At 69.3% G+C, this 10270-nt stretch carries 8 protein-coding genes; 3 read left to right on the top strand and 5 right to left on the bottom strand.

Going from position 1 to position 10270, the window contains the following annotated elements:
* The 5 genes from F5X71_RS08280 to F5X71_RS08260 all read right to left on the bottom strand — a co-directional run bounded on the left by F5X71_RS08280 (position 1) and on the right by F5X71_RS08260 (position 5583).
* The gene (locus F5X71_RS08280; RefSeq protein WP_167461413.1) at positions 1–1218 is read right to left on the bottom strand and encodes a hypothetical protein; all 1218 of its coding nucleotides are present in this window, start codon (positions 1216–1218) and stop codon (positions 1–3) included.
* Positions 1219–1366: 148 nt separating this feature from the next.
* Positions 1367–2758 (bottom strand): sensor histidine kinase, encoded by a 1392-nt coding sequence (locus F5X71_RS08275; RefSeq protein WP_167461412.1) that lies wholly within the window; start codon positions 2756–2758, stop codon positions 1367–1369.
* A 12-nt stretch (positions 2759–2770) separates the two neighbouring features.
* The gene (locus F5X71_RS08270) at positions 2771–3427 is read right to left on the bottom strand and encodes a response regulator transcription factor (RefSeq protein ID WP_167466308.1); all 657 of its coding nucleotides are present in this window, start codon (positions 3425–3427) and stop codon (positions 2771–2773) included.
* 84 nt (positions 3428–3511) lie between these two features.
* On the bottom strand, positions 3512–3871 hold the full coding sequence (locus F5X71_RS08265; RefSeq protein WP_167461411.1) for a hypothetical protein: 360 nt from the start codon (positions 3869–3871) through the stop codon (positions 3512–3514).
* Between the two features lie 164 nt (positions 3872–4035).
* Positions 4036–5583 carry an MFS transporter gene (locus tag F5X71_RS08260; protein WP_275106794.1) on the bottom strand — a complete coding sequence of 516 codons (1548 nt, stop codon included), beginning with the start codon at positions 5581–5583 and terminating at the stop codon, positions 4036–4038.
* A gap of 291 nt (positions 5584–5874) precedes the next feature.
* Here F5X71_RS08260 and F5X71_RS08255 point away from each other — a divergent pair, with 291 nt between their 5' ends.
* Genes F5X71_RS08255 through F5X71_RS08245 form a run of 3 tightly spaced genes read left to right on the top strand, consistent with a single transcriptional unit; the run spans position 5875 to position 10270 of the window.
* A complete protein-coding gene (locus F5X71_RS08255) occupies positions 5875–6189 on the top strand; it encodes a hypothetical protein (protein WP_167461409.1) in 315 nt (104 codons plus the stop codon).
* Positions 6190–6198: 9 nt separating this feature from the next.
* Positions 6199–9012, top strand: coding sequence for a hypothetical protein (locus F5X71_RS08250; RefSeq protein WP_167461408.1), 2814 nt, complete (start codon positions 6199–6201; stop codon positions 9010–9012).
* Positions 8993–10270, top strand: a complete 1278-nt coding sequence (locus tag F5X71_RS08245) for a hypothetical protein (RefSeq protein ID WP_167461407.1) — start codon at positions 8993–8995, stop codon at positions 10268–10270. The genes F5X71_RS08250 and F5X71_RS08245 overlap by 20 nt, the downstream gene beginning before the upstream one ends.

Here is a 10270-nt window from a genome sequence, read left to right as displayed (position 1 = left end):
CTATCGATCTCCGGTGCGCCAGCCCGAACGCTGCCACGGGTCGTTGACGTCGGTGCTGTCGGCGGGCTCGTCGACCTGTGGCGATACCTTGCGCCGCTCCCGCTGCTTGTCGCGGTTGTCCCCCGCTCCGCCGCCCGCACCAGCGGAGGGCATGCCACCGGGCATGCCCGGCATCGGCCCGGTACCCGGCGCCACGGCGCGGGTCTGGTTCACACCAGGCACGTTCTTGCCCGCCAGCTTCTCGCCGTCGAAGGCGCCCACCGACCGAAGGGCCGGGTTGCCCAGGGCACCACCGAGGCCCCCGCCTTTGCCGCCCGTGCCGGATCCGCTGCCCTGACCGCCAGGCTTGTCTATGGGCAGACCGGTGACGGGATCGATCGGCCTGACCGCGTTCGGACCGAACACCCCGGGCACACCGCCCAGCGGCCCCGGGGTCAGGGACGGGTCAGGCAACCCGGGACCACCGGACAGCACACTGGAATCTCCTTGCCGCAGTGATGGATCCGGAGTATGTGGCGGGGTGGCGCCGGACTCGCCCGCGGTCGGAGGCTGCGGCGCGCCGCCGATCTGCGGCTTCGGCATCTCGGGTTTCGGCCCGTCACCCAGCCCGCCGCCGGGCCCGGAGCCGACGCCTGGCCCGGGGCCGCCCGCGCCCACACCGGGCGCGCCACCCGGCACCTTGCTGTCCGGACCGCCACCGGGTCCGTGCGACCCGGGTGGGGGCGGCGGCGGTGCCGAGGGGCCTTTGTCACCGCCGCCGTCCCCGTTCTTGCCGTAGTTCGGGTCGGAACTGACCGGCCCCTTGTACGGCCCCGGATCGCCCTTGGCGTCCTCATCGACGTAGTTCTTCAGTATCCACTCGGCGTAGAGATCCTCGCCGAGTCCGAATGCCTTGCCCGCCTGCTCGATAGTCCGGCCGTAGTTCACCAGCAGCTGCCCGTAGATCGGCACGGCGCCCGTGGCGTCGGAGTCGGTGCTGGCATTGCCCACCACCGATTCCCGCGCCGCCAGATACCCTTCGGAGCCTTCGGCGAACTGTTTGCCCAATTTGTCGTCGCCCCAAGGCTGGCCGAGCCGCTGCAGGTTGTTGTTCAGCGTGGTGAGGATCTCGAACAGGCCATTCGGCTCGCTCGGCAACTCCGCGAGCTTCTTGCCCTTGTCGATCAACGCGTCGGGGTCGACCCGAACCGTACGGCCGTTGTACGGCTGCGGTGCCATCTCGATTCCTTACCCGTTGTCCTGCGGTAACACTCAGCGCCATGGGCTGACCACGCGGCGCGAGTGCCGCCGCGCCACCGCTCGATCTTCGGATGGACGCGGACGAACCGCGCGCGGGAACGGCGATGTTCACCGTTCATTCAGCAGTTCACTCAGATGTAAGGTCGGCCGGATCGGCGGGCAGACATACCGTCACCACCAACCCGTGCGGTTGCGCTGATTCGACGAACAGCAAGCCGTCGTGCTGGGCCGCCAGGGTCGCGGCGATCGGCAGGCCGAGGCCCGACCCGCCCTCGGCGGCGTGCGCGCCTCGGAAGAATCTCGTGGTGAGCAGGTCGAGTTCGTCCTGCGGCACCCCGACCCCGGTGTCGGCCACCGACACCACGACCGATTCCGCCTCGCGGTCGACGGTGACCGTGGTGCGCGCCCCCGCACCCGCGTAGCGCACCGAATTGCTCAGCGCCACATCGAGAATCTGGGTGAGCACGCTGCCGGGGACCGGCGTGCGCGCCACCCCGACCGACGCCTCGAAGCTCAGGGTGAGATCCGCGCGCAGGTAAGCGTCGTGCCATGCGGCCACCCGATCCGCGGCCGCCTGCACTACGTCGCACCCTGTCGTAGCGGATCCGCGCGGTTTGTCGGCCGCGGCGTCGGCCACCGCGGAGGCCAGCAACCCGTCGAGCAATTCGGTCAGTCGATCCACCTCGCTCACCACGCTCACGAAGGTCGCGGCGGCCCGGTCCGCGGCCAGCATGGGTTGCAGCGCCTGCAACCGAACCGCCAGCGCGGCAAGCGGATTGCGCAAAGAATGCGCGGTGTCGACCACGTGCTGACGCTCGGCGGCGGCCAAAGCGGCCACCGCTCGGGTCACCGCCTCGACGCCGTCGGCCAATTGCAGGATCTCGGGCGGTCCTTCGCTCATCGGCGGGCGTCGAGGCGCGCTGCGATGCGAGGGCAGGGTCGAGCGCAGCGCGTCCAGCTCGCGCGTCAGCCCGGCGACCGGGCGCAGAATCCAGCCCGACACCAGCAGTGCCAGCCCCGAGAAGATCAGCAGCGCCGTCGCGGTGACGCAGGCCAGCTGGGTCCACCGGACCACGATCGCGGCGCGGGTCACCGAGGTCGACACCGCGATCGCGACGACACCACCCGCCTGCGGTGGCGTCCCGATCGGCTGCGCGACCAGCAGTTGCTCGGTGTTCCACGGATACAGCGGTCGTGGCATCCGCAGCCAGGACCGCTCGCTCATCGCGGCGCGCAGCCGCGCATCGGCCTGATCAACGCCGACCGCACACAGCACCGCACCGTCCGCGCCGCGCACCAGCACGCCGTTGCTGGTGCTGTCGTGGTAGCTCTGTATCTCGCCGCACAGGCGGTCAGGGGCGGTCGCGGCCAGCACTGCGAACCGGTTGGCGTCCTGTATCCGATCGATCACCAGACCTCGGGTCCGGCTCGTGGCCAGCTGGTCGGCGATGCCCACCGCGAAACAGATCATGCACAGCGCCGCCAACGCGGTGAATGCGGTTACCAGCCGAGCGCGCACCGGGCGCCCCTCTCAGTGCGACCAGCGATAGCCGAAACCATGGATCGTGACGATCAGACCCGGCCGGTTCAGCTTGGCACGCAACGCGCCCATGTGAACATCGAGCGAACGGGAGGTGGATTGCGATTTCACGCCCCACACCTCGGTCATGATCTTGTCCCGCCCCACCGCGGTGCCCGCCTGTTCGGCCAGGACCCGCGCGACCGCGAATTCCTTCTGGGTCAGCGGTATCGCCGTCCCGGCCACCTCGACCGAACGCGCCGTGAGGTCCACCTTGACATCACCGGTGACCACGACCGACGCGCACGGCTGCGCGGCGCGGCGGCGGGCGACCGATTCGAGCCGCGCGGCCAGCTCACCGACCCGTGGTGGCTTGACCACGTAGTCGTCCGCGCCCGCACGGAGACAGGAAACCACCGCGACCTCGTCGTCCTCGGCGGTGAGCACGACCACCGGGACGTCGCTGACCTTGCGCAATTGGCGCAGCACGAGATAGCCGTTGAGGTCGGGCAGGCCGAGATCGAGGATCACCGCGTCGAAGGCGGAGTGTGCGGTCAGCAGGTCGAGACCGCTGGTCAAATGGTCGACAGTGCCGAAACCGTGTGCGCGCAACCCGTCGATGACGGCCTCCGCCATACCGGCATCGTCTTCGACCACAACCACACGCAGCAACCCCCGGCCCTTCCCGTAACCCAAGGTTCATCCAACCGGGAAGTGAGATTACCTCAGGCTAAGGGCAATCCGCCCGCTACGTCATGCCGAGGCCTGCGGCGCGATCGACCGCGAGCCACCTGCGGGCACAGACGCGACCGCCACCGGCGGGTATCCGGCCAGTCGCGGCGCGGGCGGCAGGCTGGGGAACCGCTTACGCAGCCCGCCGAGCTGGCGGTAGATCTCGCGCAGTTCCTCGTGCAGTGCGCCGATCTCCTCGTGCAGTCGCTCGGCCTCCTCGACGAGGGTTTCCCGGAACAGCCTGCCCTGTTCGAGCTGAGCCCGTTCGGCGCGCAATCGCGCCAGCGCCTCCTCCGCCGACGTTCGAGACGGTGCCCGTCGCGCGGTACCCGTACGACCGTTGGCGCGGGCCGCTGGCGTGCTGGTTTCGGTATTCCGCATGACAGGTGCCGGCCTTTCGATAAGTCCCCGGAGACAATTATGGACACGCTGCGGAATTCGTCAATCACGGCGGGAATAATTTACAAAAATCAAATACAACCGAACAACTCCCCAAGGATCTTTGGATTCCCTTGAGGTTTCGTCAATTTCTTGATGTCTCGAATTCAGCCGGTCGGTCCGCGCCGAACTTCCGCTACCCCGGCCGACTTCCGGGCCAGCACGCTGGCGAAGAGAATGCCCGCCAAATTCACCGCGACCACGGCGATCATCGCGAGCAAACCGTCGTGATATCCACCGACGAACGCGTTGCGCACGGCCACGGCGAGCGGGTTTCCGAGCTGCTCACCCGCGAGCGCGACCGCACGGACCCCGTCCCCCACCGGATCCTGGCCGATACCGGCGCCGCCGACGGCTAGCACATCCGCCGGAACGACGAAACGCGCCTGATAGCCACGTTCGACGAGCCCGCCGACGATCGCCGCCCCGAGCAGCCCGCTCAGTTGCACGATGATCAACTGCGCGCCCCACGGCACACCGGTCCGCGTGGCCGGGTGGACCGCGCTCACCACCTCGAGTGCGATACCGAGCACCAGGGCACAGCCCAGGCTCGTGACCGTCACCATGGCGACGAGCGGGACGAGTCCGCCCGGTTCTCCTGCGGTCAGCCCGATGGCGAGCCCGTCCATGATCGTGGTCGCGCCGATCACCGACGCCGCGACCACGCAGCCGGCGCGTTGCAGTGCCGCACCGATTTTCGCGCCGACGGCGGTAGCGAGGCAGGCGGGCAGAAACAGCGCGAGCCCCGCGACCGCGGGCACCCGACCGCCGAGCACCTGCAGATACTGCACGGCCAGGACGACCATGCCGAACATCGCCAGAATGGCCGCGCCGAGCGCGACGATCACCAGTCGCACGCGCGGCTCGGCCCGCACCAGCCAGTCGTGCGGCAGCGAACCGCCGTCGCGCACGCGCATGGCCACGAGAGTGCACACCAGACCGCTCACCAGCGCGAGCGCGAAGCCCGGTGACGTCCAACCCCAGTACGGCGCCTGGTACAGCGCGAGCGCGAGCAGCCCGACCGCCACCGTGGCGACACCGACACCGAGCCAGTCGACCGGGCTCGCCGGGTCCGCGGGGACGGCGGGCACGATCACGACGGCCAGCGCCAGCACCACCAGATCCGCGATCGCCAGCCCGGCCATCACGTGCGGCCACCACACCTGGTTCAGCACCACCGCGGCGATCAGCAGGGTCATCAGGGCGCCTGCCGCGGAGCATGCCGCCCACATGGTGAGCGCCCGTGCCCTGCGGCTGCCCTCCCCGTAGACCAGCACCACCATCGCCAGCGTCGCGGGCAGGACCGCCGCCGAGCCCGCGCCCATGGTGATGCGCGCGATCAACAGGGCAACAGGCGTATCCGGGACGCTCACGTGTGTCGCGGCGCCGGCCAGGTACATCAGGTAGCCGATGATCAGGACCCGTTTGGCGCCGAGCCGGTCGGTGAGCACGCCGCCGATCAGCAACAACGTCACGTAGGACACCGCGTGTGCCGCCGGAAGCCACAGCGAGATGGCGATGTCGGGCCGGTGCCCCAATTGCCGGAGCAGAGTGTGCACGCCGATGCTTTGCAGTGCGGTATCCCCGCTGATCAAAAACGCTGCGGCGCATAAGGTCAGCAGAACGAGGCGGCGGCGCCACCGCGCCAGGCGCATCGGCTCGGCGCGACCGCCCGTCTGATCGGCGGGGCGTGGGGGGTTCATCTCGAGTGTCATCAACCGTGCCCTTGTCCGAAACAGGACATTCAATGTCCAACCTTGGACATAAATTACCCGGTCCGACCGGACGAGCGCTGCCCGGCGGCCCATCCACCCACACGGTGCGCATCCCGCGCGTCTCGGCGAAACACTGGTCCGCCACCTCGAATTGTGCTATCTACAAATGGAATCACTGACAGGACTGGCCATTTCGCCGAATCCGAGCTCGATGAAGGTGAGGCGCTCACCGTGTCGGAAAAAATCATTGTCGACCCCGCCGAGGTACGGTCGGGTGGCACCGAATTACTCGCGGCCAAGGCCGCATTCGAGAATACGATGCACACCCTGGCCGCAGCCATCGACGGATACGGCCCCGAGACCTGGGGGCGGGATTCCTACGGCCGGGAATTCGCCGAGGGCGAGCAGGGATACCGCAGTTCACGTAACAATCTGCTGAGCGGTGGCCGCCAAATGGTGCGCACCGTCGAGGATTTCGGCAGCGGATTGATCCGGGCCGCGAACGCCGCGGAGTCCGCCGACTTCGGCAGTTCCGACACGTTCTGAGCGACGCCGATGTCGTTGCACTGGCCGGAGGAGCTGCGCTTTCTGACCTACGTGGTCGGTCAGGTATGGCCCGACGGCGACGAGGACCGCATGTTCGCCATGGCGCAGGCCTGGCTCGATGCCGCCGAAAGCCTGGAGCAGCAGGTGCTTCCGGTCATCCAGACCGCCCATGGCCATGCCATCAACGGTTACGGGTCCGGCGCCGGCCGCGACCAGATCGCGTCGGCGCTGGGTCAGCTACAGACCGGCGAACACTCGATCGACCAGCTGGTCAAGGACTTTCGCCAGATCGGCACCGCCACCCGCAACGCCGCGACCACCCTCGAGGCCACCAAGCTGATGACCATCTTCGCGACCACCATGCTGGCCGCGCAGATCGCGGGCGCGTGGCTGTGGCCGCCCACCGCGCCCGCGGTGGAGGCCGCGGCCATCGGCGCCACCCGCGCCACGCTGTACCGGGTCAGCAATCGCGCGCTGGCCGCCCTCGGCAATATCCCCCATATCGGCGAGTACCTGGTGAAGACGCTGCGGTTCCTGCCGCGGGTGACCGACCAGCCCGGCGTCATCGCGGGCCTGGTCGCGAAGTATCCGACGGCGCTCACCGCGAAGGCGACCCCGGGACTCTTCCAGACCTTCCTCAACGCGGGATTCCGCGCGACCACGGCGCGCACGCTCGCCGAACTTCCCGCCGACACCGTGCAGTTCCTCATCTCCAAGGCGGTGAACAACCTCATCTGGTCCGGCGGCCTGGACGCGACGATCCAGGGCATCCAGATCTCGAAGGGACATCGCGACAAGTTCGACGCCACCCAGTTCGGGATGTCGGTCGTCGCCTCCACCGGCGGCTGGTACGCCGGTGCGCTCGTCGCGACCAATCTGAGCAAATACGGCGGCAGGTTCTTGACCAGCCGCGGCAAGGACCCGACCGCCGGAGTGTGGGGCGCGGGCCTCGGCGTGCTCTCCGGGACGGTGCCGACGGTGGTCTCCAGCCTCGTAGGTGGCGGTATCGCCATGGGGTTCACCGGCTCGTTCGACCCGACGGTCGGCCTCATCGGCGCGCTGGCGAGCAACTCACTGATCGGCGGGCAGCGCGGCTACATCGGCATGCGCGGGGAGGAACCGGCCGCGACTCGCACAGACCATGGTGCGCAACAGCACAATTCGCCGCAGACCCACCCCGGGTCCGCGGCGGAGGGGCACAGCCGTGCGACCACGCTCAAATCCACCGAGGAACTGATCTCGAAGATCCGCGGCCGTGACGATGCCGGATACCAGGCGGCGCGGGCCAGAGACCGGGCCGCGGCGCGTGATGCCGAACGAACGCCCGACGCCGAGCCTGTCGCGCGGCGCGCGCACCGCGACGCGCATACTGCTACCCAACGTGCGCAGGTCGCCGAACTCGCCGCAGCCCGGCGCGCGGTGCTCGAGGCGCAACTCGACCAGGTGCGGGCGCAGGATCGCGCGGCGGCCGCGTTGGACAGTCCGGAGGCGCGCCGCGGCGTCGAGGAAGCCATGCGCCGCTACGACGAGGCCGTGGCCGCCGACGCCACGACGCGTGCCCGCGTCCAGAGCAGGCTGGAGGCCGAAGAGCAGCAGCAGGTCACCAGCGCGCCCGCGCCGCAGGCACGTCCGGCCCCCGACACCGACAAACCGCTCCCCCCGACTCCTCGCGCAGAGAAGCCGCTACCGCCGCTCCCGCACGCCGACGGCGACAGCCCGCGAAATTCCGCTGCGGGGCAGCGTGATTCGGTTGACGATGCCGGTCCGAGCACCTCGGCCGAATCGCGACCATCGGCAGCACGGTCCGACGAATCCGAGATCAGACCGGCCACGCCCCCGGACTCCGGACCACACCGAAGGCCCGATCTCGACTCGGCCGATACCGTGCCGACACGCGAGGGCCCCGACCCGTCGGCCGCGCCGAGTGCGACAAAGCAGCTCGAGGACCCGTCGGTGGTGGCGGTGCGGAACAAACTGGCCACCGTCGACGCGCACCTCGGCGCCCTGCGTGACGCGGACGCGCGGGTCAACCGGGCCTACCTTCGGTCGGCCGAGCGGGGCATGGAGCAGCTGATCGAGCAGCGGAGCACGCATCGAAACACCGTGTCCGACACCACGACCGCCAGAGCGACCAGCAAGACCGAGCTCGAGCGGGCACGCGCGGCCCACGCCGACGCGCCCGAGGAACAACGCCCCGCCCTGCGCGCCGAAATCGACGAGCTGTCCAGCACACTGAAAGCCCAGGACCGCACCATCGAGGACGGGAACGCCCGGCTCGCCGTGGTCGACCGGCAACTGGCCGACCTCAGATCCGGCATCGAAACGGCGAGCCGCCACCGCGAGCAGATCGCGCGCGACACGCGCACCGCGATGGCCGAACTCGACGAGGCAGGCCGCGCGGCCGCCGCAGCAGGCCACGCGCATGGCGTCGAACCCCGCAGCCTGGAGACCACCCACCCCTTCGCCCACCACGAACAACTGCAACGCGAAATCGAGCTGCGCCGAACCGAGATCGAGCACTCCGACCGCGACCAAACGGCGCTCGAGCAGGCGACCGGGACCACCGAATACCGGCTGGAACGCCAGATCGCCGAATTCGAGGCAGGCCTGCGTACCGAACGCACGGTGATCGACGGCGGCTACATGAGTGGAAAGCCGAAATCCCGCAAACTTCCGCTCGACCACGGCATGCCGGACCCGTTCACCGCGCTGCTACCACCCACCTTCGACTTCTGGCTGCCAGGGGGAACCGATGAAAAACCTGCACCCGAACCCGGCGAGCACGAAGAGCCTTGTGCCTCCGATGGACCCGACAACGCCTGAGCCCCAGGACGATCCAGCGCCGAGCCCGCATCACGATCGCACCGAGGCCCCTGGAACCGACGCGTCGGACAGCCCCGATGTCTTCTTCACGCTGAACACCGAATCCGACTCAGAAACAACCGAACTCGCCACACCGCCGATCTCAGAACCGACCACCGAGGCCGAACACGAAGACCGCGATCACGAATTACGCCGGTCCGCGGACAAACTCGCCACCGAGATCACCGAGCTGCTGCTGCCGTCGGCTCCGCCCCGCTGGCAGCGGTTGCGCATGCGGTTCTCGGTGACCGTGGCAGCGGTCTCGGGCGATGCGGAGTTCCTGCACGACGATGTGCCAACTGTCGTCGAGATACCTACGGAGGCAGGGGAACTGGTCCAAGCACTCCGGGCACTGACGATAGCCCCGGATGAACGGGCGTGGTGGCTGGTCAGCCTGACGCGCGAGGAAAGTGGCGCGGTCGGTTACGAATTCGGCTACGGCGATGTCGCGTTCCCGGCAGACCGGCTGCTGCCGACGGCCGCCTACCGGGCCGATCTGGCGCAGTTTCCCCGCGAGCGGCTGCCCGTGTGGCTGGCCGCACGGCTATGGGCCGAGAACGAAGGCCGGTCCTTGCCCGCGACATTGGCCGCGGCCCGGATCGAGCGCGCGCCCGCGACGCCCGTGCGGTTCCTCCCCGCGCCGACCGTCTGGGCGCGCTGGGCAGTCGTCGCCGCCGCCGCGGTGGCGATCGGCACCGAGTGGGGGCCTCGAATTCTCGGCGCCACCGGCGTTTTCGAGGGAACCGACGGCAGCGGCGCCAGCCTGCACCTGCTGCCCCGCGGCCGCGCGGTACTGTCCGGCGGGGTGTGGAACGCACCGGAGTTGGACGCCGCGTACAACGACGGCGCGCCGGTTCCCGCGTACTACGCCGGCGCACCGGACTGGCTCGACGATTCGGTGCTGAATCATCGCGCCCATACCGCGCAGCTGTCGTTCTGCTACTGGTGGGACGGCGCGGCGTGGTCGAGCGGGCAATCGCCGGCGCCGACCACGATCGGACCGGCGATCCCCGGCATGTGGACACCGGAGACGGTGATCGACATCGTTTGCCGCGTGCTCGGCGCCACCGCGTCCCGACCGGCCGTCGCGGCGCTGCTCACCGCCGCCGAAAGCGGTTCGGTGACAAGCGCACTCGCCGAGGCGGCGTTCCATCCGGCCGAACCCGCCGACCTGGCGGGCGCGTGGTCACAGCTGGCGGTCGCCGGACTCACCGACTGA

It is taken from the genome of Nocardia brasiliensis (genome assembly GCF_011801125.1).
GTDB lineage: Bacteria > Actinomycetota > Actinomycetes > Mycobacteriales > Mycobacteriaceae > Nocardia > Nocardia brasiliensis_C.
This window is presented reverse-complemented; position numbering and strand designations above follow the sequence as displayed.

Excerpts from the sequence above, each read along its gene's own strand:
- F5X71_RS08280 (WP_167461413.1), bottom strand. The coding sequence starts at position 1,218 with ATGGCACCGCAGCCGTACAACGGCCGTACGGTTCGGGTCGACCCCGAC.
- F5X71_RS08260 (WP_275106794.1), bottom strand. The coding sequence starts at position 5,583 with ATGCGCCTGGCGCGGTGGCGCCGCCGCCTCGTTCTGCTGACCTTATGC.
- F5X71_RS08250 (WP_167461408.1), top strand. The coding sequence starts at position 6,199 with ATGTCGTTGCACTGGCCGGAGGAGCTGCGCTTTCTGACCTACGTGGTC.
- F5X71_RS08265 (WP_167461411.1), bottom strand. The coding sequence starts at position 3,871 with ATGCGGAATACCGAAACCAGCACGCCAGCGGCCCGCGCCAACGGTCGT.
- F5X71_RS08245 (WP_167461407.1), top strand. The coding sequence starts at position 8,993 with ATGGACCCGACAACGCCTGAGCCCCAGGACGATCCAGCGCCGAGCCCG.